Annotated in this window: 22 protein-coding genes; 11 read left to right on the top strand and 11 right to left on the bottom strand. The window is 72.0% G+C overall.

The genetic code is table 11. The features are described 5' to 3' along the window. Positions 1 to 58: 58 nt before the first annotated feature. The 4 genes from ABFX81_RS18015 to ABFX81_RS18000 form a co-directional block, all read right to left on the bottom strand. On the bottom strand, positions 59 to 1,300 hold the full coding sequence (locus ABFX81_RS18015; RefSeq protein WP_086844358.1) for a hypothetical protein: 1,242 nt from the start codon (positions 1,298 to 1,300) through the stop codon (positions 59 to 61). Continuing rightward, on the bottom strand, positions 1,297 to 3,018 hold the full coding sequence (locus tag ABFX81_RS18010; protein ID WP_086844356.1) for a DUF3492 domain-containing protein: 1,722 nt from the start codon (positions 3,016 to 3,018) through the stop codon (positions 1,297 to 1,299). Before ABFX81_RS18010 ends, ABFX81_RS18015 begins: the two co-directional genes overlap by 4 nt. 239 nt (positions 3,019 to 3,257) lie before the next feature. Next, positions 3,258 to 4,898 carry a DUF3152 domain-containing protein gene (locus tag ABFX81_RS18005; RefSeq protein WP_086844354.1) on the bottom strand — a complete coding sequence of 547 codons (1,641 nt, stop codon included), beginning with the start codon at positions 4,896 to 4,898 and terminating at the stop codon, positions 3,258 to 3,260. An 8-nt stretch (positions 4,899 to 4,906) separates the two neighbouring features. Next, positions 4,907 to 5,941, bottom strand: a complete 1,035-nt coding sequence (locus ABFX81_RS18000; protein WP_086844352.1) for an alpha/beta fold hydrolase — start codon at positions 5,939 to 5,941, stop codon at positions 4,907 to 4,909. Between the two features lie 302 nt (positions 5,942 to 6,243). On the opposite strand from ABFX81_RS18000, the gene ABFX81_RS17995 reads away from it, so the two are divergent. The 4 genes from ABFX81_RS17995 (at position 6,244) to ABFX81_RS17980 (ending at position 8,156) form a co-directional block, all read left to right on the top strand. Then, a complete protein-coding gene (locus ABFX81_RS17995) occupies positions 6,244 to 6,468 on the top strand; it encodes a hypothetical protein (RefSeq protein ID WP_086844350.1) in 225 nt (74 codons plus the stop codon). Positions 6,469 to 6,675: 207 nt separating this feature from the next. Continuing rightward, on the top strand, positions 6,676 to 7,323 hold the full coding sequence (locus tag ABFX81_RS17990; RefSeq protein WP_020269805.1) for a TetR/AcrR family transcriptional regulator: 648 nt from the start codon (positions 6,676 to 6,678) through the stop codon (positions 7,321 to 7,323). A 135-nt stretch (positions 7,324 to 7,458) separates the two neighbouring features. Beyond that, positions 7,459 to 7,686, top strand: coding sequence for a DUF3107 domain-containing protein (locus ABFX81_RS17985; protein WP_086844348.1), 228 nt, complete (start codon positions 7,459 to 7,461; stop codon positions 7,684 to 7,686). A 200-nt stretch (positions 7,687 to 7,886) separates the two neighbouring features. Further along, complete coding sequence (locus ABFX81_RS17980) at positions 7,887 to 8,156, top strand: hypothetical protein (RefSeq protein ID WP_086844346.1); 270 nt, start codon at positions 7,887 to 7,889, stop codon at positions 8,154 to 8,156. 106 nt (positions 8,157 to 8,262) lie between these two features. On the opposite strand, the gene ABFX81_RS17975 is transcribed toward ABFX81_RS17980, so the two are convergent. Beyond that, a complete protein-coding gene (locus tag ABFX81_RS17975) occupies positions 8,263 to 9,018 on the bottom strand; it encodes a ferritin-like fold-containing protein (protein ID WP_346138319.1) in 756 nt (251 codons plus the stop codon). Between the two features lie 476 nt (positions 9,019 to 9,494). Here ABFX81_RS17975 and ABFX81_RS17970 point away from each other — a divergent pair, with 476 nt between their 5' ends. Beyond that, positions 9,495 to 12,317 (top strand): DEAD/DEAH box helicase, encoded by a 2,823-nt coding sequence (locus ABFX81_RS17970; RefSeq protein ID WP_346138318.1) that lies wholly within the window; start codon positions 9,495 to 9,497, stop codon positions 12,315 to 12,317. A gap of 121 nt (positions 12,318 to 12,438) precedes the next feature. Then, complete coding sequence (locus ABFX81_RS17965; protein WP_086847269.1) at positions 12,439 to 13,326, top strand: alpha/beta fold hydrolase; 888 nt, start codon at positions 12,439 to 12,441, stop codon at positions 13,324 to 13,326. Here the strand turns inward: ABFX81_RS17965 and ABFX81_RS17960 are convergent. Next, positions 13,323 to 14,216, bottom strand: coding sequence for an NYN domain-containing protein (locus tag ABFX81_RS17960; RefSeq protein ID WP_346138316.1), 894 nt, complete (start codon positions 14,214 to 14,216; stop codon positions 13,323 to 13,325). The two genes, ABFX81_RS17965 and ABFX81_RS17960, sit on opposite strands and share 4 nt — an antisense overlap. Positions 14,217 to 14,420: 204 nt before the next feature. Here ABFX81_RS17960 and ABFX81_RS17955 point away from each other — a divergent pair, with 204 nt between their 5' ends. Both ABFX81_RS17955 and ABFX81_RS17950 read left to right on the top strand, forming a co-directional pair. Beyond that, the gene (locus tag ABFX81_RS17955) at positions 14,421 to 14,597 is read left to right on the top strand and encodes a hypothetical protein (RefSeq protein ID WP_167337993.1); all 177 of its coding nucleotides are present in this window, start codon (positions 14,421 to 14,423) and stop codon (positions 14,595 to 14,597) included. 77 nt (positions 14,598 to 14,674) lie between these two features. Next, the gene (locus ABFX81_RS17950; protein WP_346138315.1) at positions 14,675 to 16,822 is read left to right on the top strand and encodes a trypsin-like serine peptidase; all 2,148 of its coding nucleotides are present in this window, start codon (positions 14,675 to 14,677) and stop codon (positions 16,820 to 16,822) included. A gap of 12 nt (positions 16,823 to 16,834) precedes the next feature. Here ABFX81_RS17950 and ABFX81_RS17945 read toward each other — a convergent pair whose 3' ends face one another. The 3 genes from ABFX81_RS17945 to ABFX81_RS17935 form a co-directional block, all read right to left on the bottom strand. Beyond that, positions 16,835 to 17,440 (bottom strand): MarC family protein, encoded by a 606-nt coding sequence (locus ABFX81_RS17945; RefSeq protein WP_086847265.1) that lies wholly within the window; start codon positions 17,438 to 17,440, stop codon positions 16,835 to 16,837. Positions 17,441 to 17,609: 169 nt separating this feature from the next. Further along, positions 17,610 to 18,467, bottom strand: coding sequence for a PHP domain-containing protein (locus ABFX81_RS17940; protein WP_086847263.1), 858 nt, complete (start codon positions 18,465 to 18,467; stop codon positions 17,610 to 17,612). Between the two features lie 106 nt (positions 18,468 to 18,573). After that, entirely contained in the window at positions 18,574 to 19,215 is a 642-nt protein-coding gene (locus tag ABFX81_RS17935; RefSeq protein ID WP_086847261.1) for a DUF6758 family protein, read from the bottom strand. A gap of 159 nt (positions 19,216 to 19,374) precedes the next feature. Between ABFX81_RS17935 and ABFX81_RS17930 the strand changes: the two genes are divergently transcribed. Then, entirely contained in the window at positions 19,375 to 20,598 is a 1,224-nt protein-coding gene (locus ABFX81_RS17930) for an MFS transporter (protein ID WP_086847259.1), read from the top strand. Between the two features lie 30 nt (positions 20,599 to 20,628). Here ABFX81_RS17930 and ABFX81_RS17925 read toward each other — a convergent pair whose 3' ends face one another. Continuing rightward, positions 20,629 to 21,213 (bottom strand): suppressor of fused domain protein, encoded by a 585-nt coding sequence (locus ABFX81_RS17925; protein ID WP_086847257.1) that lies wholly within the window; start codon positions 21,211 to 21,213, stop codon positions 20,629 to 20,631. 460 nt (positions 21,214 to 21,673) lie between these two features. On the opposite strand from ABFX81_RS17925, the gene ABFX81_RS17920 reads away from it, so the two are divergent. Next, positions 21,674 to 22,789, top strand: coding sequence for a CorA family divalent cation transporter (locus tag ABFX81_RS17920; RefSeq protein WP_086847255.1), 1,116 nt, complete (start codon positions 21,674 to 21,676; stop codon positions 22,787 to 22,789). Positions 22,790 to 22,812: 23 nt separating this feature from the next. After that, positions 22,813 to 23,325: a hypothetical protein gene (locus tag ABFX81_RS17915; protein WP_086847253.1), complete on the top strand. Its 513-nt coding sequence runs from the start codon at positions 22,813 to 22,815 to the stop codon at positions 23,323 to 23,325. A gap of 4 nt (positions 23,326 to 23,329) precedes the next feature. Here ABFX81_RS17915 and ABFX81_RS17910 read toward each other — a convergent pair whose 3' ends face one another. After that, positions 23,330 to 24,085 (bottom strand): hypothetical protein, encoded by a 756-nt coding sequence (locus ABFX81_RS17910; RefSeq protein WP_086847251.1) that lies wholly within the window; start codon positions 24,083 to 24,085, stop codon positions 23,330 to 23,332. Between the last annotated feature and the right edge of the window lie 215 nt (positions 24,086 to 24,300).

Below are 24,300 nucleotides of genomic sequence, written 5' to 3'. Positions count from 1 at the left end.
CGGAAGGAAGGGATGTGACGGGTGCTGCCGGTGGCGACGGGGCCGGTGGCAGCGGCGGTCACCGGGAGGGGTCCGGTGGTGCGTGGGCCGAGGCCCTGGTCAGCTTGCGGGTCGCGTGGACCAGGAGGGCCAGGGCCGCCGCGCCGCAGGCGAGGGTGGGGACGCTGCCGGCACCCCAGGTGGTGACGAGGGCTTCGACCGGGGCGGCCAGGAAGCCGCAGCCGGGGAGGCGGGAGGTGAAGACCGCTGCGAGGGCGGCCGCCTGGATCGTGGCCGTGCCGGTGAGGACCACGGCCGGGGCGTAGGCGAAACCGTGGGTGGTGAGGAGGCGGGCCAGGAAGAGGAGGGCGCCCAGGGTGAGGGCCTCCGCGTAGGCCGCGGGCTCGTCGAGGACCGCGGCGCAGAGGGTGAGCAGGGCCGCCAGGGCACCCAGGAACAGGGCGAACGCGCCGAGCAGGAGCGGTCGTACGGCGGCGGCGAAGTCCTCCAGGCCGCGGCTGGCCGCGAGTTTGCGGTGGGCCCGCGCGGTGAAGAAGTGGGCGGTCCAGGCGGCGGGCGCGCAGGCCAGGGTGAGGGCCAGGACGGGGACGGCCGTGAGGGGCCAGGGGCCGTCGGCCGTGCCGGTGGGCAGGCCGTCGGGGCCTCCGGCGACAGCGCTGTCGAGCAGGCCGCTGCCCAGGACGGCGTAGGCGAGAAGCCATGCGGTCCAGGTCGTGGCCCTGCCCGGGGCTGAGCGGTCGGGTCTGCTCAGGGGGCCTCGGCACAGGGCCGCGCGGAGGGCGAGGGCCACGGCGAGGGTGCCGGACGCCGCCGCGACCAGGCGCGCCTGGCCGTGGGTGAGGTGTACGGCGGCCACGGCGGCGGCGCACAGCGTGCCCGGCAGGAGCGTCAGCAGGGCCCAGTCGGCGCGTGCCCGTGGAGCGGTGGGCGCGGAGGACGGAGGTGCGTCACCGTCGCGGGAGACCCGGGCGTACATCTCCTCGGCGAGGGAGAAGACGTCCCGGTGGCGGAATCGGGCGGCGGTGCGGTCGGTGATGCCGTGCGCCTCCAGGCCCGCCGCGATCTCGAGGGGATCCACCGCGCGTTCGCAGAGCTCCCGGTGACGGTGCATCAGCGCCTTCACGGGATCGGCGGCGCCGCGACGCGGGGCGGAGGGCTTGGGGCCGGCGGCCGCCTCGGGTGCGGACGCAGGTGTGGTCGCGGGCGTGGCGGCGGGGCTCGGCGCCCGCTCCGAGCCGGCGTCCCACGCCTTGGGACTCGTCGGGGTCTCCGGGCGGTCCAGTTCGCCCAAGCCGGTCATCGTGCTCCCTCAGGGGCGGGGACGGGAGTGGTCGCGCGTACGGGTCTGCCCGTCGCCCAGCCGGGGCCGTCGCGGGTGACGAGGCTGGGCGACGGGGCGGCCCAGCGGATCGGGACGTGGTCCTCGGCGGGCACCGCGAAGGGCAGCGGCGCCCCTGCTTCGTCGAGGGCCACGCGGCGGATCGGCGCCCGCGAGACGATCTCCAGGTAGATGCCGTGAAACGCTTCGATGTTCTGCTCGACCGTGAACAGTTCGAGGGCGCGGGCGCGGGCGGCGGCACCCAGACGCGCACGGCGCTCGGGATCGCGCAGCAGCGCCACGCACGCCTCGGCGAGCGCCCGCGGATTGCGCGGCGGTACGACGAGCCCGGTGCCGCCGATGACCTCCACGACCGCGCCGACATCCGTCGACACCGTCACGCGTCCGCAGAGCATGGCCTCGGCGAGGTTGACCGGGAAGCCCTCGACGACGCTGGAGAGGACGGTCACGGCGCCCGAGGCGTAGGCGTCGGCGGGGGCCGGGAGTTCGGGCCCGCCGATCTCCTCGAAGGACACCGGGTTGTCGCCGTCGGCGTGGGGCCCCTCGGCCTCGTCGGGGAAGAGCTGGGCGGCCAGGGTGCGGCAGTGGCCGAGGTAGGCCGTGCCCTCGGACCCGGTGGGGGTTCCGACGATGCGCAGACGCGTCTTGGGCTGCCGCTTGCGGATCTCCGCGAAGGCGTGCAGCAGCGAGACGAGGTCCTTGGCGGGCTCGACGCGTCCGACCCAGACGAGCGTGTCCGGGTCGGCGCACTCGGGGGATTCGCCGACCTCGGCGAAGGGCCGGGCGTCCATGCCGGGGTAGACCGTGCGGAGCTTCTCGCGGTCGGCGCCGCAGCGCTCCTGCCAGCGGCGGGCGTGCGTGTTGCCGGACGTGACGATCTCGGCCCGTGCGTAGGCCTCGGCCGCGAGCCTGCCGTGGAAGACCGCCAGCAGGGACCGTACGGCGGGCGGGGCGTCCGGGGCGGTCAGGTAGTGGGTGCGCAGGCGCACGCCGTACTCGGTGACCAGCAGGGGCACGCCGGTGAAGTGGCGGGCCAGCAGGCCGGGCAGGGCGGCCGGGCCACCGGACGCGGCGTGGCAGAGGTCGACCGCGCCAAGTCCGGCGTCCTCGTACCAGTCGAGGGAGAGGGGGCGCAGGGCGCGTTCCAGGTGTGCGGCCACGGCGAGCAGATCCGGTACGCGTGCCTCGCGCGCCGCGCGATGGGCGCCGGGCGCACGGCAGGCGCGCTCCAGGATGCGTACGGCGGCCTCGGAGCGGAGAGCTCCCACCAGGCCGCCCTCCTCGCGGGCGAGTTCGGCGAGCCCGTACAGAGCGTTGGCGAAACGGTCCGCCTCAGGGGTCGACGTACCCGCGGAAGACCCCTTGGCGGCGGTCGGCGCACCCCCGGTAGCCCCACTCAGCACGGCCGCCAGCTCGCCGAAGCACTCGGCGAAACGCCGGCGCGCGCGGCGGCCCAGGACCGCTTCGTCGTCCTCGGTCATCCACAGCGGTGCGGTGCGCACCCTGCAGACGTTCGGCGGCAACGGGATCCAGCCCTCGTCCTCCTGGCGCTGGCTGCGGCTGAGCGCGTAGACGTCGAACTCGTGCTGTCCGAGCCCGCGCACGAGCCGGTCGCACCAGAGCCTGGCGTCACCGCTCACGTACGGATAGCCACCCTCCGTAAGCAGTCCGATGCGCACGAGTGCACCCCCGATCTCCCGTATGGGGAGCCGCCGTTGCCCGGCGGCTCGCAGCGGGACGAACGTATGCGGACAAGGCGGTGGCGCGACGGACGGTTGTCCGTCGCGCCACCAAAAGGGGTGAACGGTCGTAACTTTCGCGTGCGGATCGCGTTCCGTCGCGCTAGGAGATCAACCGGGCACGGATCGTCATGACGCGGCCGACTCGACGCGTTACGCGCATCGCCCCTGTGACGCCGTCAGCTTCCGGGATAGGGCCAGGGATTGGCCCGGCAGCGGATGCCGTCGTGGTCGAGGAACTTGGTCTGCTGCTGCATGACCGGGGCGAGCCCGCCGTCCTTGTCGCAGGTCACGTGGCCGTAGCCGAGGCGGTGGCCGACCTCGTGGTTGATCAGCATCTGCCGGTAGGCGTGGATCTTGTCGCCGTACGTCTCCGAGCCCTGCGCCCACCGGTAGGCGTTGATCATCACGCGCTCGGTGGCGGCCGAGTCACAGGAGACGTTGTCCACGGTGGTGTCCAGACCGGACTTGGCGCACCAGTCGGCGGTCGTGCCGGGGCTGGCGAGCGTGATCACGAAGTCGGGCTTGCCGGAGTAGATCCGCTCGAAGGTGCGCGCGCCGTTGTGGGCCCAGCTGCGCTGGTCGTTGAGCGTCTTCTGCACGGCCTCGGCGAACAGCTCGGCGTCGAGCCCGAGTCCCTGCTCCACGTCCACGCGATAGGTGAACTTCTGCCCCGTACCCGGCCCCGTGGCGATTCCGGGCACGGCGTCGAACTTGCCCGAGCCCTTGAACGTGGCCCCGAGCGGATAGGTCTTGCCCATCTTCTCGTCGTACGTCAGCGGCTTCACGCCGGCGTGCGGTGCGGGCGCCCGCCCGTCCGCGCGGGGCGAGGAGCCCCGGAGGTCGCGGGCCTGATCGGTGGCGGACTGCGACTGCACATCGGCGCCACCGGGGTCGTCGGTGACCTGACCGGCGACGATCACGGCCAGCACGGTGGTCACGGCGGCGGCCGCGATGCCGGTGAACGTACGGCCCTTGGCGCCCTTGACCGGCGCGGGAGTGCCGGTGGGCGCCGCGTCGTCATCGTCGTCATCGTCGGAGCGGATGCCGGCCGGGGCGCCCTCGTTCCAGTCCGTGACGGAGGCGTAGGCGTCCGCCGCGTGTGCGGAGGCGGGCGTACGGGGTGCGAAGACGTCGTCCTCCTCGTCGAAGGCCTTGAGATACTCCTGCCGCGGCCCGGGCACGGAAGCCCGCCGCTGCCGCGGTATGGGAGCACCGCCACCGGCCCTCAACTCACCCCAGCCGCCTCCGGCTTCCCGTTGCTCGGGATGGCCTCCACGCGCTTGCGGAAAGCCGTGCGCGGGAGTGCCGTGCGCCGGCGTCCCGTCAGGAACCCGGGGGACGCCGCGCGCGGGGGTACCGTCCGGAAGACGCGGACCACCACGCCCCGGAGTCCCGTCAGGAAGCCTCGGAACTCCCTGCGCCGGAGTCCCGTCGGGCAGGCGTGGGACACCGCGCGCCGGCGTGCCGTCGGGAAAGCGGGGCAGCCCCCGCGCCGGGGTGCCGTCGGGCAGGCGCGGAGCGCCGTGCACGGGCGTGCCGTCCGGCAGCCAGCCGTCCGGAAGACGCGGCATCCCGTGCGCGGGCGTCCCGTCCACCGGCGCTGACCGAGGCCCCGGCGTCCGATGAGGGCCCGCACCCGGCGGCGGCCAGCCGCCCGGCGAGGCGCCGCGGGGCGGGGCCGTCCGGCCTTCCCGGCTCGTGCCCGGCGCCTGGCCCTGCTCCGGTCGCTGTCCCGTCCCGGCCCGGCCGTCCCGTACTGCGGTTGTGTCCGCGGTGTCGCCCTTGGCGACCGGCCCACGGCGGCTGTGGCGTCCCACGTCGCGCCTCAGCCCCCCATGCTCTCGTCGGTTCCTGCTTCGTCGACGGCCTCGTCCGCGCGAGCCTTCCTCGCTCGCCGCTCTCCCGACTCCCCCGCGTCTTCGAGGAGTTCACGAAATGCCATGGCCACCGTCTCCGGGTACTCCATCATGGCCACGTGCCCCGCGTCCGGCAATGTCACCAGCCGCGAGTCGCGGTACGCCCGGGCCGCCCTCTGGGCCATCCGGAAGCCGACCAGTTGGTCACGGCCACCGTAGACGAGGAGGGTCGGCGCGAGAACCCGTTCGGCCTGGCGCCACAGTCCCTGCTGGCCACCCAGCGTGTACGCGTTGACGATCCCGCGTGCGGAACGCGCCATCGCGTCCCAGAAGTACGGTAGCCGCAGTCGCCGCTCCATCTCGTGCACGGCGTTGCTGAATCCTTCCGGCGTCACCCGCCCCGGATCCCCGTAACACAGCGCCATCACGCCACGGACGCGCTGCTCCGCGGTCCAGTCCCGGGTCAGCCGGGTGAAGAGCGGGGCGACACCGGGCACCGCCAGCAGCGCTGTGGGCACGGCGGTGCGCTGCACTCGGATCTCGGGCAGAGCGGGCGACACGAGCGTGAGCGTACGGACCAGATCGGGCCGTACCGCGGCGACACGGGTGGTGATGGCGCCACCGAGCGAGTTGCCGAACAGGTGCACGGGCCCGCGGCCGGTGGCGTCGAGGTACCGGATGACCGCACGCGCGTGCCCCATGACCGAGTAGTCGCCGTCGTCCGGCGGCGGGGAGTCGCCGAAGCCCGGCAGGTCGAGGGCCTCGCTGTCGACGACATCGGCCAACAGGGGCATCAGCGCCGACCAGTTCTGCGAGGAACCCCCGAGTCCGTGCACGTACAGCGCGGGGGCCAGCCCCTCGCGCGCGGGAGGCCTCGACCGCACCGTCAGCGTGATCCCGGGCAGCTCGACCGACCTGAGACGCTCGCCCTCGGCGACCCTGACGGTCCCCACCTTCGGCAGCACATTGGCGGGCGGCACGAACGGCAGCTCGGTCGAAGACATGCGGCAATGTTACGAGACGATCACGTAGTGGCTCATGTGTTCGCCATCACAGGAATCGGCCATGCGGGGCGGGCACATGAGGCGGACACGGGGAAGGCGCGGGAGAGCGGAAGGACAGCCGAGCGCGGGGAGGCACCTGGGAAAAGCAGGGCACACGAGAAGCATTCGACGGGATGCGCACTGCGTCACCTCCCGGACGCGGATCGCATAGCGTCCGGATCGGGTGTCTCCTAGGCTCGTAGAGAGGGCACCCGCGTGTGGCCCCTGCATTCCCAGGGACGTTCGTAGGAAGGGAGCCCACCATGGCTGTAGACCCCACAGACCCGGAGACGTTCGAGGCCGAGGAGGCGCCGGAGACGCCGGAGTACGACGTCGAGGCCCCCGAGGTCGACGCCGCCGAGCAGCACACGGACGTCGCGCCGAACCGCGACGACCCGCTGACCCGCGTCGATCCCGACCGCGCCAATGAGGCAGACCTGGTGGAGCAGGCCCGGATCGTCTCTCTCGACGAGGACGACTACCGGTGACGCACGCCGCCGGGTGGCGACAGGGAGCATCACCGAGCAGGAAAGGAGCCGCATTTTGCCCGCTCTAACCCTGTTTGAAACCTTCTCAACCGCTTTCGTAACCGTCCGGTCCGTGAAATTCTGCGCTCTCACCGCGCACACCACGGTTACTGAAAAGTACGATGGCGACGCGGCCAGATCCGCACATGGACGAACATGGGAGGCGGCGTGACAGCCATCGAGCAGACAGAGGCGGTTCGCCCGCGGGGCACACGCCTGCCGCGCCGTGCCCGACGGAACCAGCTCCTGGGTGCCGCCCAGGAGGTTTTCGTGGCCCAGGGCTACCACGCGGCCGCGATGGACGACATCGCGGAGCGTGCCGGCGTCAGCAAGCCGGTGCTCTACCAGCACTTCCCGGGCAAGCTCGACCTCTACCTCGCGCTGCTGGACCAGCACTGCGAGTCGCTCATCCAGGCCGTACGGAACGCGCTGGCGTCGACGACCGACAACAAGCAGCGCGTCCGGGCGACGATGGACGCCTACTTCGCGTACGTCGAGGACGACGGCGGCGCCTTCCGTCTGGTCTTCGAGTCGGACCTGACCAACGAGCCCGCCGTGCGCGAGCGCGTCGACAAGGTCACGAACGAGTGCGCGGAGGCGATCTGCGACGTCATCGCCGAGGACACGGGCCTGTCGCGCGCGGAGTCGATGCTGCTCGCCTCGGGGCTGGGCGGCCTCGCCCAGGTGGTGGCCCGGTCCTGGCTGCACAGCGACCGCAGCGTGCCGCGCGACCAGGCCGTACAGCTGCTCGCCTCGCTGGCGTGGCGCGGCATCGCGGGCTTCCCGCTGCACGGAACCGACCAGCAGCACCACTGACGGCCGCCTTGTTCCCGCCCGCTGTTCGCTCGTGGCGTTCTCGGGCGGAGCATGCCGGTCCCCTCACCGGGCTAATGTGTGCTGCGTACGGCGCGGAAGGTCGCGCACATCACTGACCGTCGGAGGGACATAGCCGTGGAGGTCAAGATCGGCGTGCAGCACGCGCCCCGCGAGATCGTTCTGGAGAGCGGTCAGAGTGCCGAGGAGGTCGAGCGGGCGGTGTCCGAGGCGCTGGCCGGGAAGTCGCCGCTGCTGAGCCTCGTGGACGAGCACGGCCGCAAGGTCCTGGTCCCGGCCGACCGTCTCGCGTACGTCGAGATCGGTGAGCCGGCCCCGCGCAAGGTGGGCTTCGGCGCTCTGTAGGCGCATGTGTGGACGGGGCGGGGCGGCTGTCGGCCGGCCCGCCCCGTTCGCGTTTCCTCTGCCCCGCGGCACTCCGTGCGGCACACGGCTTCCGTCACGGATGGAGCACGGTTCGCCCCCAAAGGTGGATTGGATTCCGCAGGTCAGGGGTATGACGGGCTACGACCGATTCGGGCAGGCCATGTGGGAGGGACCCCGACATGCTCCTGGAAGCGCTGAGCTCCGCGATCCTGGGCCTGGCCCTGGCATGGGCGGCCACGCATCGCCTGGCACACCGCCTCCCGTCCCGGCCCCTGGTGCTGTCGACCGGCGTGGCCGGCGCCCTCTTCGGGGCCTTCGTCATGCACAGCGCGCTGGACGCCGGGCACTGGCTGCTGGTGCTGCTCGGCGCGGTGATCGTCTCGGTGGCGTCGCTGTCGCTGCTGCTGCGCCCCTCGGGGCGCCTGCGCCGACGATCAGCGACGGCGTAGCCGCGGCCGACCGGGGCGCGGTGACCTGCGCGCCCCGCCGGCAACGGACCGCGGCCGCGGGACACAGCCGGAACCCCCCGGCGCCCGCCGCCGCTGCGCGAGAGCGCTACGCGGCCAGGCCCAGCGCAGCCATCCGCTTGGTGTGCGCCTCGGTGATCCGGGAGAACATCTTGCCGACCTCGGCGAGGTCGAAGCCGTCCGCGACACCGCCCACGAGCATGGTCGACAGCGCGTCCCGCTCGGCGACCACCCGCTGGGACTGCGACAGGGCCTCGCCCATCAGCCTCCGCGCCCACAGCGCGAGCCGCCCGCCCACGCGCGGGTCCGCGTCGATCGCGGCACGCACCTTCTCCACGGCGAAGCCGCCGTGCCCGGTGTCGTCGAGCACGGCCAGCACCAGGCCGCGGGAGTCGGAGTCGAGCCGGGCGGCGACCTCCCGGTAGAAGTCGCTGGCGATGGAGTCGCCGACGTAGGCCTTGACGAGGCCCTCCAGCCAGTCCGAGGGGGCCGTCTGCTTGTGGAAGCCGTCGTAGGCCGCGACGAACGGCTCCATCGCCCGCGTCGGCTCCTCCCCGATCTCGGCGAGCCGGTCGCGCAGCCTCTCGAAGTGGTGGAACTCGGCCGACGCCATCTTCGCCAGCTCCGCCTTGTCCCCAAGCGTCGGCGCCAGCTTGGCGTCCTCCGCGAGCCGCTCGAACGCCGCCAGCTCCCCGTACGCGAGCGCGCCGAGCAGGTCCACGACCGCGGCGCGGTACTGCGGGTCGGCGGAGGCCGTCGCCCAGTCCCGGGCGGCGACTCCGGTGTGTTCGGCCGGGGCGGCGGTGGTGTCCGAGGCGTTCTCAGGCTTGTCAGAGCTCGTCATGAAGCGCACAATAGCCCGCCTGTCGGGAGGCGTAAGGCCCTGGTCAATCAGTGTGACGACGACTACGTCACCGAATCGGCCATCGCATGTGCGGGATTCCGGGGTATGGTGGTAATGCGCCTGCTGGTACGTCGACGTACCTCGACAGGCCGCACGTATGAGGATGCCCGGTCGGTGGCCCGATCGGCTCCGACCCGACAGCCCTCTCCGGTCGTACGGCACTGTGCGTACGAGACCCGGAGGGGACACCCTCAGCGGCATGAGCGCTAGAGCGTCGGCGCGGTCCCGTGCTCTACGGCCGCCCGTAGGCAGCCGACGTCCCCGGCACGGTCCGACACGACCCCGCGCTCGCCTCGCGCCGCCCACACAGAAGAGGCAGCACCCTGACTACGACGTTCCGAGAGCTCGGAATCCTTCCCGAGACGGCCGAGGCCCTGGAGGCCGTCGGCATCACCACCGCCTTCCCCATCCAGGAGATGACGCTTCCCGTGGCCCTTTCGGGCTCGGACGTCATCGGCCAGGCCAAGACCGGCACCGGCAAGACGCTGGGCTTCGGCCTCCCGCTCCTCGAGCGCGTCACCGTCCCCGCCGACGTCGAGGCCGGACGCGCCCAGCCCGAGGACCTCACCGACGCCCCGCAGGCGCTCGTCGTCGTCCCCACCCGCGAGCTGTGCACGCAGGTCACCAACGACCTGCTGACCGCGGGCAAGGTGCGCAACGTGCGCGTCCTCGCGATCTACGGCGGCCGGGCCTACGAGCCCCAGGTCGACGCCCTGAAGAAGGGTGTCGACGTGGTCGTCGGCACCCCGGGCCGGCTGCTCGACCTCGCCGGGCAGAAGAAGCTGAACCTGAAGCACGTCAGGTGCCTGGTCCTCGACGAGGCCGACGAGATGCTCGACCTGGGCTTCCTGCCGGACGTCGAGAAGATCATCAACATGCTGCCGGTCCGGCGCCAGACGATGCTGTTCTCGGCGACCATGCCGGGCGCGGTCATCGGACTGGCCCGCCGCTACATGTCGCAGCCCACGCACATCAGCGCCACGGCGCCGGACGACGCGGGCAAGACGGTCGCGAACACCAAGCAGTACGTCTACCGCGCGCACAACATGGACAAGCCGGAGATGGTCGCGCGCATACTGCAGGCCGACGGCCGGGGACTGGTCATGGTCTTCTGCCGTACGAAGCGCACCGCGGCGGACCTCGCCGACCAGCTCCAGCAGCGCGGCTTCGCGTCCGGCGCGGTCCACGGCGACCTCGGCCAGGGCGCCCGCGAGCAGGCCCTGCGGGCCTTCCGCAACGGCAAGGTGGACGTCCTCGTCTGCACCGACGTCGCCGCCCGCGGCATCGACGTCGAGGGTGTGACGCACGTCATCAACTACCAGTCGCCGGAAGACGAGAAGACGTACCTGCACCGCATCGGCCGTACGGGCCGCGCGGGCGCCAAGGGCATCGCGATCACGCTCGTCGACTGGGACGACATCCCGCGCTGGCAGCTCATCAACAAGGCGCTGGACCTGGGCTTCAACGACCCGCCGGAGACGTACTCCACGTCCCCGCACCTCTACGCCGACCTCGGCATCCCCGAGGGCACGAGGGGCGTCCTGCCGCGCTCGGAGCGCAAGCGCGCCGGGCTGGCCGCGGAGGAGCTGGAGGACCTGGGCGAGACGGGCGGCCGGGGGCCGCGCGGGCGCGGGGGCCGCGGTCGTGGTGGCCGGGACGAGTCCCCGTCGGCCGACCGCGAGCGTTCGGCCCGGACGCCGCGACGCCGCCGCCGTACGCGCGGCGGGACGCCGCTGGAGGGAGCGCCGGAGTCCACCGGCACCGCCACTGCTGACACCACGGCCACGGGCGGCTCCGCCGAGGCGGAGGCCGTGACGGCTCCGCGCACGCCGCGTCGCCGTCGCCGCACCCGCGGTGGCGCCTCTTCCGAGTCGGCGCCGGTCACGGCGGTCGGGTCCCCCGCGTCCGAGCCCGCGCAGAACGCCGTGGCGACGGCGGAGGGCACGAGCACGGAGGCGGCACCGTCGCGACGGCGCCGTACACGCAGGTCGGAGACGCCGGCGGTGGAGGCCGAGGCCGCGGTGACGCCGTCGGCTGCCGCGGAGGCCCCGGCTGAGGCGGATGCCGCGTCGGTCACGGCCGCCCCGGTGGCGGACCAGCCCGAGGCTCCCGCGTCCAGGCCGCGCCGCCGCACCCGCAGGACCACGGCTGCCTCCGCGGCCGAGTCGGCGCTCGACACGGCCGAGGGCACCACCGAGTCCGCGCCGGAGCCGACGGAGACGAAGCCGCGGCGCACCCGCAAGACGGCTGCCGCGTCCGAGGCCCCCGCCGCTCCGGCCGAGGCCGCGGAGACCAAGCCGCGCCGCACGCGCAAGGCGACCGCCGCAGCGGAGGACGCCGTCGACACGGCCGAGACCGCCGAGGCGAAGCCCCGGCGTACGCGCAAGGCAACGGCACCGGCGGAGGACGCCGCCGGCGAGGCGCAGGCCACCGAGCCCAAGCCCCGCCGCACGCGGAAGACCACCGCAGCGGCCGAAGCCGCAGCCGACACGGCCGAAGGCACGGAGGCCAAGCCGCGCCGCACGCGCAAGGCGGCCGCAGCCGTGGCGGAGGACGCCGTCGACGCGGCCGGGACCGCCGAGGCCAAGCCCCGGCGCACGCGGAAGACCGCCGCGTCGGTCGCGGATGCCGAGACCGCCGACGTCAAGCCCCGCCGCACGCGGAAGACCGCCGCAGCCGCCGAGGCCGCAGCCGACACCGCCGAAGGCACGGAGGCCAAGCCGCGCCGCCGCACCCGCAAGGCCGTCGACACCGCCGAGTCCGCCGAGTCCGTCGCCGCCGGGATCCCGGCCCAGACGGCTCAGGAGCCGGAGGCCGCCGAGGCCAAGCCGCGGCGTGCCCGCAAGGCGACGGCCAAGGCCGAGGCGAGCGTCGACACGGCCGAGGCGGCCGAGGCGAAGCCGCGCCGTACGCGGAAGACGGCCGCCGCGGCTGCGGATGCCGAGACCGCCGAGGCCAAGCCCCGCCGCACGCGGAAGACCGCCGCAGCCGCCGAGGCCGCAGCCGACACCGCCGAAGGCACGGAGGCCAAGCCGCGCCGCCGCACCCGCAAGGTCACCGAGCCCGCCGACATCCCGGCTCAGGCCGGGCAGGAGCCGGAGGCCGCCAAGCCGCGTCGCACGCGGAAGACCGCGACGGCCGCAGCCTCCGCCGACGTCGCGGACGACGCGACCGAGGCGAAGCCCAGGGCCCGCCGCACCCGCAAGGCCACGGCCGGCGCGGAGCCCACGGAGGGCTGACACTCTCCCCGATGGCCCGGTCCCACCCGCGTGGTGGGGCCGGGCCATCGGCATTCCCGAGCGTGTCCCGCCCCTCGTCCTTGTTGCCCGTCGCCCCGCCCCCACCCGCTACCCTCACCCCGTGACCAGGCAAGCCACCTTCACCCCGCCCCCGGGCGCCCGCGCCTACTCCCTGCGCACAGTCCGCGGGGAGTTCGCCGTCGTCGACTCGTCGCCGAAGGCGGGGGCGGAGGACAGGGGGGTCGTCCTGATGCTGCCCGGCTTCACCGGGAGCAAGGAGGACTTCCGGCTGCTCCACGAGCCGCTCGCGGAGCGGGGGTACCGGGTCGTCGCGGTGGACGGGCGGGGGCAGCACGAGTCGGACGGTCCCCTGGACGACGAATCCGCCTACGCCCAGCGGGAACTGGCCCGGGACGTGCTCGCGCAGGCCCAGGCGCTCGGCGCGCCCGTGCACCTCGTCGGGCACTCGCTCGGCGGACAGATCGCCCGTGCGGCCGTGCTGCTCGACCACTCCCCCTTCCTCTCCCTCACCCTGATGTCGTCCGGCCCGGCGCAGATCTCCGTCTCCCAGCAGCAGCGCGTGAAGCTGCTGCGGGACGCGCTCGCCGTGCTGTCGATGGAGGAGGTGTGGGGGGCCATCCAGGCCATGGGACCGCCCGAGGAGGTCGGCGGGCCCGCCCGCGGCCCCGGCGACCCGGAGCAGCTGCGCCGCCGCTGGCTGGGCCACAGTCCCGCCCAACTTCTCGCGACCGGACGTCAGTTGTGCACCGAGCCGGACCGCGTCGCCGAACTCGCCGCCGTGCCGCTGCCGTTCCACGTCCTGTCGGGGGCGCACGACGACACCTGGCCGGTGGCGATCCTCGACGACATGGCCGTACGGCTGAACGCGCACCGCACGGTCGTCGCGGGAGCCGAGCACTCCCCGGGCGCCGATCAGCCCCTGCCGACCGCCCAGGCCCTCGCCGACTTCTGGGACGGAACCCACACGGCCGGACCCCGCACGGCCTAGTACTGCGTCTGGAGGTGGTCCCAGAAGCCGTCCCGCAGTGCGCGCCGCAGGTCCGCCTGTCCGCGCAGCGAGTACTGCAACAGGCCCTCCGCCTCCACGAGCAGGTCCTGGTCCACCGAGCCGGGCAGGTAGGGGTGGCCGGGCAGCAGCTCGACCAGCGTGTCCCGGCCGCGGGCCGCCAGCCACTTCGCCGCGATCTGCGCGCCGACGAACCGCACGTCCTCACGGGTGGGCCGGCCCGTGGTCGTCTCGTGGGCGGGGGCAGCGCGGCGGGAGACGTAGGGCTTGAAGAAGTCGAGGTCGAAGGTGCGCTGGCTGTCGACCTCCCACAGGAGGGGCTCCGCCTGGTTGCGCCCCTCCGGCGCCTCGATGCCCCAGAGGTGGACGCGGGCGCCGTACCCCTGGGCCGCCTCCACCGCCGACACCAGGTCCTCGTCGCCGCCGAGCAGGGCCGCGTCGCTGATGGCGCGGTGCCGGGCGAGGGACTCCAGGTCGCTGCGGATGAGTGAGTCGACGCCCTTCTGCTGGTTGTTGGAGTTCAGGTTGCCCAGCCGCACCTTCACGTCCGGCAGCTCCGCGATGCTCTGCTGCTCGGCCGTGTGGATGCGGCGGCGGGCGCCGTCGTACCAGTAGACCCGCAGCAGTCTGCTGTCCGCGAAGATCGTGCGGGCCGTGTCGATGAGCGCGTCGATCAGGCCCTCGGCGTCCAGGTCGAAGGCCCGGCGGTCCTCCGTGCCGGCGACGAGGCGTCCCGCGGCCGCGTAGAGGTACCCGGCATCGACGAAGATCGCATGGGTCGAGGGCGTCTTCGCCACCTCGGCGAGCATGCGCTGGAGCAGCTCGTTGGTGCGGTCGATGCGGGCGCTCAGGGCCGCGAGGTCGTCGTTCATCGCTTCCATTGTCCTGGCCGTCACGCTGCGAACACAACTGATCCCGATCGGTCCCGTAACGACAGTCTTACGGCTCAGTAATTAGCAGTTCGAAAAATTTCCTTAGCGTAGGGAATGTTTCAACCGTGCAGTCCTGTTGACTCATATGGAACACCGGGCACCGCTGCCTCGTGGGCCGACCACCGAGTAGTTCTCCTCAGGAGGATGACCAGACGAAGGGAGAAGCCCTTGCGCTTCGAAATCATGCACCTCGACGACGTCGACGGCACGCCCGTGGACACGACCGTCGTGGACGCCGCCTCCGTCAACCGCATCGTCCAGCAGGCCGCCGCCACAGGGCAGCGCCTCTGGATTCGCCCGGCCGGGACCACGGCCTCATAACGCGCGCCGCTCTCCCACACTTCGAGCCCCCGCACGGCATAGGCCGTGCGGGGGCTTTGCTGTTGCGGACCTCCCTGGTGGGGCGCGTACTGGCTGAGGGGAACGGCGACAGCGAGAGCGAGGCGGTGGACCACATGTCCGTGACGGGCCGGTCGAACGAGGAACTGCACGAGCAGGCCGTGGCCGAGGCCGCGCAGCGGTACGAGGACTCCACCGCGGAGCGCGAGCGGGTCGAAGGCCGGATGGCGGCCGGTGTGCGGTTCCCGGACAACCCGGACGCGCTCGCCGTGCGCGCCGAACGGATCCTCGACCGGGGCGGTCTTCCGCCCTCGGCGGTGGTGGCCGACATCCACGGCGAGGCCCTGGACCTGCCCCACACCAACGAACGCATCATCAACCTGTCGAACGAACTCCAGGCCTGGAGCTTCCTGCCGCGCGGGGTCAGGGCCGGAGCCACGGTCGCCCGGATCACCCTGCGCCGCGACGGCCGTGAGCTTCCGCACGGCACCGGCTTCCTGGTCTCGCCGCGGCTGATGATGACCAACCACCACGTGCTGCCCGACGAGGGCTTCGCCCGCCAGTGCTTCGCGGAGTTCCACGCCCAGGTGACGGTCGACAACGTCCCCGACACCGCCGTCCGCATGGAACTCGACCCGGGGACCTTCTTCGCCGCGGACAGACGGCTGGACTTCGCCCTGGTGGCGGTCACGCCCGCCCAGGACGGCCGTCCGCCGGGCGAGATCTTCGGCTGGAACCGGCTCAGCGTGCAGCTCGGCAAGCTGGTGCTGGGCGAGAAGGTGAACATCATCGGTCACCCGGACGGGCGCCTCAAGGAGATCGTTCTGCGCGACAACTCGGTGCTGGTACGACTGGACGACTTCGTCCACTACCTGGCCGACACGCGCCCCGGAAACTCCGGCTCCCCCGTCTTCAACGACCAGTGGGAGGTCGTGGCCCTCCACCACAGCGGCGTACCGAAGAAGGACGACCAGGGCCGCGTCCTGCGGAAGGACGGCCAGCCCTGGAGCCAGGGCGACGGCGACGACGCCATCGACTGGGTCGCCAACGAGGGCGTCCGCATCAGCTCGATCCTGAAGCACCTGGCCCGGCTGGACCTCGACCCCGGGCGCCGCGCGCTGCTGGCAGAGATGGGCCCGGACTCCGGTCTGGACCAGAGCGCGGCCGCCCCCGCGCCTCAGCCGGAGAGAATCACGGCGGCCGTACCCGGCATCACGACCCCGTCGGTCCCCGGCGTCCCGGTGACGGTGACCATGACCGAGAGCGATGCTCGGACGCGGGGTGCCAAGAAGGGACGTCCGGCCCGCGGCACCGCCTTCGGCGGCCGTCAGCACCTGGTCTTCCTGCACGGCAGGGACCAGCAGAGCAAGGAGCCCGAGGACCTCCGGCGGAGCTGGACGTCCGGCCTGAACCAGGGCCTCACGCTCGCGGCACTGCCCACGGTCGACCCGGAGGACGTGTGGTTCCCGTTCTACGGCACGAGACTGGCCGACCTCGTGAGCGGCCGGGAGAGCACGGCCCAGCCCGTCGGACTCGACGAGGTGAGCGCCGCCGCTGCCGCCGAGGTCTTCGCCGCCGAATCGCCCACCGGCTCCTACGAGAATCTGCTGTACGAGGCGGCCGCCCGGGCCGGCATGCCCCAGAACGGGCCGGCGGCCACGGAGGGCTTCGGAGCGGGGCTGGTCGGCGCACTGCACCGGCCGCTGAGCTGGCTCGCCGCCAGATCCGACCTGGACGAGTGGACCATCGCCACGTTCCTGCGGGACGTCGACCTGTACCTCGGCGACAGCTCGGTGCGGCAGGCCGTGCTGGACAGCGTCCTGGAGACGATGCCCGCCACGGGCGAACTGGTCCTGGTCACGCACAGTCTTGGCACGGTCGTCGGCATGGACCTGCTGACCCGGCTCCCGGACGGCCTCGACCCCGTACTGCTGGTCACCGCGGGCAGCCCGCTCGGGCTGGACGGCGTCAACGAGCGGCTCCTCGCCCGCGGCCCGCACCGGCCGCCCAAGGTGCGTGACTGGGTCAACGTCTGGTGCCCCACCGACGCGGTCGCCGTCGGCTGTCCCCTGGAGGACGAGCGGTGGGGCAAGCTCACGCAGCTGGCCGTCCAGAACGGGCGGGACCGGGCGCACAAGATCGAGGAGTACCTCGCCCACGCGGGACCGGCCAGGGAGATCGGCACGGTACTCACCCGCACTGCGTGACGCGGCGGTCCCTCAGCTCCCCTGGATCACCTGCGTGACCCCGTTGATGATCTGCTGCACGGCGATGGCGGACAGCATCATGCCCGCGAGCCGGGTCACCAGGACCACACCGCCGTCCTTGATGATCCGGATGATCACCAGCGAGTAGCGCATCACCAGCCACAGCACGACGTGGATGGCGAGGATCGCCGTCCACACGGACACCTGCGTGGCGACCGTGTGGGCCTTCTGCACGGCGAGGATGACCGACACGATCGCCCCCGGCCCGGCCAGCAGCGGCATGCCCAGCGGCACGAGGGCGACGTTGACGTCCTTGGTCTGCTTGGGCTCGTCCGTCTTGCCGGTCAGCAGATCGAGCGCAATCAGCAGGAGCAGCAGCCCGCCCGCGATCATCAGCGTGGGCACGGACACGTGCAGGTAGTTCAGGATCTGATGCCCGAGCAGCCCGAACACGGTGATCACACCGCCGGCGACACAGACGGCCTGGAAGGCCATCCGCTTCTGCACCTTGCCGGGCCGTCCGGCGGTGAGCGCCAGGAAGATCGGGGTGATCCCGGGGGGATCCATGATGACGAAGAGGGTCAGGAACAGGGAGCCGAAAACGGCGAGGTCGAACATGGGTGTGATGGCCTTGCGGGAGTTCTGAGGGCGGGCAGCGGGCGTCCGCGACCGCTGTGGGCAGGCGTTCCCCTGGGGGACCCCCAGGCCCTTAAGGCACTGGGGGAGGAACGGGTGGGCACAGCCGACAACGCCGGGTGCCGTCAAATGGACCTACGGGACAGAGACCTCAGACCCCGCCAGCCCCCGGCACGGGAAACGCACCGAAGGCCCGCCGCGTGATCTCCCCGTACACCTCGGGATCCGTCGCGTACTCCCCGAGCACACACGTCTTCCGGCTGCCGTGATAGTCACTGGACCCGGTCACCAGGAGCCCCAGCTCCTTCGCCAGCCCCCGCAGCCGCGCACGCGTGTCCGCGTCATGGTCCATGTGGTCGACCTCGACGCCGTCGAGCCCGGCCGCGGCCATCTCGGCGATCGCGGCCTCCGGCACCGTACGCCCCCGCTTGCTCGCTCCGGGATGCGCGAACACCGCGACCCCGCCCGCGCTCTTGATCAGCCGGATCGCCTCGAACGGGTCGGTCTCGTGCTTCTCCACGAAGGCCCGGCCGCCGTCGGCCAGCCAGTCCTGGGTGAAGGCGTCGTTGACGGTCGGCACGACACCCAGCTCGACGAGCGCGGTCGCCACGTGCGGGCGCCCGACGGACCCGTCACCGGCGATCCGCGCCACCTGCTCCCAGGTCACGGGCACGCCCAGCTCCTGAAGCTTGGCGACCATGCCCCGCGCCCGGGGCACCCGGTCGTCCCGGACCAGCTCGCGCTCGGCGAGCAGCGCCGGCTCCTCGGCATCGAAGAGGTAGGCCAGCATGTGCATGCTGATGCCGTCGAGCCGGCAGGAGAGTTCGGCTCCGGTGACGAGCGTGAGCCCCTCGGGCAGCGCGGCGATCGCCTCGGCGTGGCCACGGGTGGTGTCGTGATCGGTCAGCGCGACGACGTCCAGCCCGACCGCGGCGGCCTTCCGCACCAGATCGGCGGGAGCGTCCGTACCGTCGGAAGCGGTGGAGTGGGTGTGCAGATCGATACGCACGACGCGGACTCCAGACACGAACGGGACGAACAGGGCTGCTCAAGGATAACCGGACTTTCACCAACCCCTGTCACACCCGAACCCAGGAAGCGCCCCCTACACAGCCCTACGGCTGAAGCAACCGCGGCGACAGCGCCCCACAGGGCACCAACTCCACCTCGGCACCCGCCTCCCGCAGATCCGCCAGCACCAGCTCGTCGTACATCAGCAGCCCGGACTGCTCCGGCCACACGACGGCCCACAGCCACATCCCAAGCGCCTCACCGGCGAAAACCGCACGATCATCCGGCGCCCCGGACACATGCCACAACGGCGTGGGACGCCCCGCGGCCAGCACCTTCGCCTGCGCCGGCTTCCCGACGTCGATGTACGGCCCCGGATCCGGACCGTCCATGCCCGCGTACCGCGCGCCGAGTCCGACGCCGAGCTCCTCCGCCACCAGGATCAGCTCGCCCATCCCGCCGAGCGGGCCGGGCCCCGTGCAGGCCACGGCCGTGGCGCGGCCGCCCGTGCGGTCGTCCCCCGCGCAGGCCACGCCCGTGAACAGCCAGCCGACCGGCAGCGGCCAGGGCATCCACACCGGCACGTGGGTGCGGTGCACCACGACGTTGAGGGCGTCGACGCTGGGCGGTATCACGGGCTGCACCGGATGGACGGTGCCGTGCACATCGCACTGCCAGGAGTCGGAGAAGAGGCCGGGAGCCCTGACCCGGCCACCGCACTTCGGGCAACTGGGTTCGCCCCTCATAGGGCCCCACGGTCCTACCCCCGCCCCGTCGCGTCAAGGACGATCACCCAACCGGACGGAACCCTTCACCCCCACACTAGATGTAGCTTGCATTAATTAGCTTGGCTAACATAGTGTGTGTATATACCAACCACTTCCGTTCGGGAAAGGGAGCAAGCAATGGACCCCTTCGACGCCGGAGCGGGCGGCCTCCTGAAGCAGCCCAAGTCCGTGTGGGCGACCGCCGGGGCGTCGGTCGTCGCCTTCATGGGCATCGGACTCGTCGACCCGATCCTGCCGTCCATCGCCCAGGGTCTCCACGCCACGACGAGCCAGGTCTCCCTGCTCTTCACCTCGTACTTCCTCATCACCGCCGTCGCGATGCTGGTGACAGGCTTCGTCTCCAGCCGGATCGGCGGCCGGAAGACACTGCTGCTCGGCCTCGCGTTCGTCGTGGTGTTCGCCGGGCTCGCGGGCACGTCCGGATCCGTCGGCGAACTGGTCGGGTTCCGGGCCGGCTGGGGTCTCGGCAACGCGCTGTTCGTCTCGACGGCCCTCGCCGTCATCGTCGGCGCGGCGGCCGGCGGGAGCGCGGCGGCGATCCTGCTCTACGAGTCGGCCCTCGGCCTCGGCATGGCGTGCGGTCCGCTGCTGGGCGCACTGCTCGGGGACGCCAGCTGGCGCTACCCGTTCTTCGGCACGGCGTTCCTGATGGCGGTCGGCTTCCTGTGCATCGCGGTGTTCCTGAAGGAACAGCCCAAGCCGGCCCGCAAGACCTCGCTCCTGGACCCGGTCAAGGCACTGGGCCACGGCGGCCTCGCCTCGGCGGCGGTCTCGGCGTTCTTCTACAACTACACGTTCTTCACCGTGCTGGCCTTCACGCCGTTCGTGCTGAACATGAGCCCGTACCGGTCGGGGGCGGTGTTCTTCGCCTGGGGTGTGCTGCTCGCCGTCTTCTCGGTGATCGTTGCGCCCCGGCTCCAGAAGCGGCTCGGCTCGCTGAAGGTGCTCGGCGGTTCGCTGGTGCTGCTCGCGGCCGACGTCCTCGTGCTCGGCTACGGCGACCACACGACCGCCGTGGTCTGCACGATCCTGTCCGGCGCCTTCATCGGCGTGAACAACACCGTCTACACCGAGCTGGCCCTCGGCGTCTCCGACGCGCCCCGGCCGGTGGCGAGCGCGGGCTACAACTTCGTGCGCTGGTTCGCGGCGGCGGCCGCTCCCTACTTCGCGCCGAAGATCGAGGAGTGGACCGACATCCACATCCCGTTCGTCGTGGCGGCGGTCACCGCGGTCGTGGGCGCACTCGTGGTCGTCGTACGGCGGAAGGCCCTCACTCACGAGGCCGAGGAGCTGGAACCGAAGCACGCGACCGAGGACGGTGTCGCCGTCTTCGCCAACTGACGCTTCTCCGCCAAGGGTTGGTGAGCTTCCTCACTCCAGCGGGACGGACTTCCGGGACGGATCCCGGAGGTCCGTCCCCTGGTTCAGCCACCTCTCCTGGAGCGCCTGGGCACCGTGCACGCGCTTCCAGGCGGCCTCGTTCGGCGTCATCGGCAGCAGCGGCAGGAACCGCACGGGGTCGAGGGGCTCGTCGAGCTCCAGGTCCTCGACCAGGCCGCCCGGCTCGGCGACCAGGACCGAGGTGAAGGGGGCACCGGGCCACAGCGGTCCGCCGACGTCGAGGGAGGCTCCCGGAGCCACGACCAGGCCCTCCACCTGCGGAGACGCGGCGAGTACGGCGAGCGGGCGGAGCACCTTGTCGGTGTCGGCCAGCCCGGCACGCACCGACAGGACCAGCTCGGCGCGGGGGCCCTTGACCGGGTCGGCGACCACCGAGGTGGGGTCCGTCATGGGGTGCTCGGACATACCGAGCGTGGCGTAGCGGACGATGTCCCCCTCCTGGAAGCGGAGCACCTCGATGCGGTCCGTGCCCAGGAAGGTGACCGCCGCGCGCGCGTCCGGTTCGCCCAGTGCGGTACGCAACCGGGCTTCGACCAGAGGAAGAACATGTGCCATGCGGCGAGCATAGAACTCGTCAGTAGCGGGCAAACAAGCGCCTTGACACGTCGGGCGACTGATACTCTTGCCCGGTGGTTCGGGGCAGCACGCAGAAGCGTCGCGATCAAGCCCCGACGCCGAAGGAACTCCCTTACGAGGGACCGGCCGGAGGAGGTGGGACTGCAATGGACCGAAGTCGACCGTGCAGTAGCACCACGCTCTTCCCGCCGCTGACGTAGCTGTTCTGGCTCTGGCTGGTCGCCACCTCTCGCACTCGCCTCACCGCGGAAGAGCGCTTCGTTTCGCTTTGCCTGATCTGCCTCAGAAGCTGAATCAGTAACGAGACTCGCCACCGCGACGGTGCGGTGCTCCCCGCTTTGTGGACGTGCCAAACATCATCGGTCCCAACGTCCTCATTCCGGGTAGTTCCACCTGTCGGGTGCTGCGCCTTTCGTTGCCTGTCGCGAAGGAGCCCGCCATGTCGATGATCCGCGACCTGCGCGCCGTCGTCCGTCCGTCCCGCGTGTCGCTGCGCAAGGACGGTGGGATGTACGACGCCACCCGCAGCCCCGCGACGTCCTCCGCCGTCGTCGACTGCGCCGTCTACCGGGACGGCCGCCGCGTCGAGACCGAGGCCCCGCTGACCCCGCACGAGGCGGTGCGCCTGGCGCGCCGCGACGGCGGCTTCGTGTGGATCGGCCTGCACGAGCCGACCGAGGCCGAATTCTCCGGCATCGCCGGCGAGTTCGGGCTTCACCCGCTGGCCGTGGAGGACGCCGTCCAGGCCCACCAGCGGCCCAAGCTGGAGCGCTACGACGACTCCCTCTTCACGGTGTTCAAGACCATCCACTACGTGGAGCACGACCAGCTCGACGCCAACAGCGAGGTCGTCGAGTCCGGTGAGGTCATGTGCTTCACCGGACGGGACTTCTTCATCACCGTCCGGCACGGCGGTCAGGGCTCCCTGCGGGCCCTGCGGCACCGTCTCCAGGACGATCCCGAGCTGCTGTCCAAGGGTCCCTCGGCCGTGCTGCACGCCATCGCCGACCACGTCGTCGACGGTTACATCGCGGTCGCCGACGCCGTGCAGGACGACATCGACGAGGTCGAGACCGAGGTGTTCTCCCCGGGGCGCAAGGGCTCGCCACGCGGCTCGGACGCCGGACGGATCTACCAACTCAAGCGCGAGGTGCTGGAGTTCAAGCGGGCCGTGTCGCCGCTGCTGCGGCCCATGCAGCTGCTGAGCGAGCGGCCGATGCGGCTGATCGACCCGGACATCCAGAAGTACTTCCGGGACGTCGCCGACCACCTGGCCCGCGTGCAGGAGCAGGTGCTCGGCTTCGACGAGCTGCTCAACTCCATCCTCCAGGCCAACCTCGCGCAGGCGTCCGTGGCGCAGAACGAGGACATGCGCAAGATCACCTCATGGGCCGCCATCATCGCCGTGCCGACGATGGTGTGCGGGGTGTACGGCATGAACTTCGACCACATGCCGGAGCTGCACTGGCGGTACGGCTACCCGGTGATCATGGGCATCACCGTGGTCATCTGTCTGGGCATCCACCGCACGCTGAAGCGGAACGGCTGGCTGTGAACGGCGTGGATAGGCTGGGGGCCATGACAAGCGAGCTGCTCGGCCAGGCCCTCGTCGAGGAGGCCACGAAGAAGTCCGGCCTCGTCTGGGTCCAGGGCCCCGACGGCCCGGCGCGCGCCCTGTGGCACGTGTGGCACGAGGGTGCCGCGTGCCTGGTCGGCGACGGGCCCGGGGAGCAGCCGCTGCCGGGCCTGGCCGACGGGTCCGAGGCCCGCGTGACGGTCCGCAGCAAGGACAAAGGGGGCCGCCTGGTCTCCTGGACGGCCCGGGTCACCCAGCTGGCACCGGGCTCCGAGGCGTGGGACGTGGCGGTCGCCGAGCTCAAGGGCAAGCGGCTGAACGCGCCCGACGGCGAGGCCATGACCGACCGCTGGGCCCGCGAGTGCCGGGTGCTGCGCCTGGAGCCGACCGGGACGACGGCGCCGCTGCCCGACGACTCCCTGTCCGAGCCGCCGCTGCCGACCCCGGCGATCACCCGCCGGCCGATCCCGGCGGGTCTGCCCCGCCTGCTCCTGAAGAAGCGCAAACGCAAGTGACGGTCTACGAGGCCGGCAGCTGCCTGCCGTAGTCCACCGTCTCGTTCTTCTCCGGCTCCTTCAGGGAGAAGTCCTGCCCCCAGGCGGAGAACGTGAGGGTACCCGCCCCACCGGCCCGCTCCAGGCGCAGCGGATACGGCTTGCCCTCCAGGGACACCTCCAGGGTGCCGCCGGAGCCCTTGTCGCCCGAGATGCGGATGGTGCGGATGCCCGCCTGCTCGTCGTGGCCGTCCGTCGCGAGCTTGCCGTGCAGGGTGAGCAGACCGTCGAGGAGGACTCCCTTGTCCGTGAAACCGCTGAACTTCTTGTACGAAGGGTCGCCCTGCGGCACCTTCACGAACTTGCCGCCGAGCTTGGACGCCGCGGCGGCGTCCGCCTCGCCGTCCCCGCCCTGGCCCGCGCCATGACTCCAGAACTCCGCGTCGGCCTTGAGGAAGAGCTGCTCGCCGACGCGCAGCAGCCGGAAGGTCGCCCCCTCGGAGGTGACCGAGCCCTCGCCGCCGTCGTCCTTCAGCCGCATGTCGAGCGCGTACGTGCGCTCGCCGCTGACGACGTTCCCGTGCACCCGGACCGCCCCTGCGGACTCGGCGACCGAACGGGTCTTGGCCTGGATCTTCTCGGCGGGCAGTCTGCCGACCCCGTTGGTGCCCTCGTTGGGATCCTCCGCGCAGCCCGTGAGCACCGTTCCGGTCACGGCCAGTGCGCACATCGCGCTCGCGAGTGCGGCACTGTGGTTGCGGCCCTGGCGAATCGGAGTCACAGGTGGGGCTGCCTCTCTGACGGGAGACCTGAACGGCGTACCGCAGGGTACCGGGCACGTGCGGGCAGGTCGGAGCCAGTCCGTCCGGACCGCCCGCCGACGCGCCCCCGATCGGGACGGGCTAGCCTGAAGCCCACCCGAGCGGGCAATTCGGAAGACACAGCGACAAAGACAGGCACACAGACAGGGACCACGAACCACCCCGCACGAAAAGG

The sequence above is a fragment of the Streptomyces coeruleofuscus genome (genome assembly GCF_039532725.1).
Lineage (GTDB): Bacteria > Actinomycetota > Actinomycetes > Streptomycetales > Streptomycetaceae > Streptomyces > Streptomyces coeruleofuscus.
The sequence above is the reverse complement of the archived record's forward strand: the minus strand, read 5'-3'. Positions and strand labels throughout refer to the sequence as shown.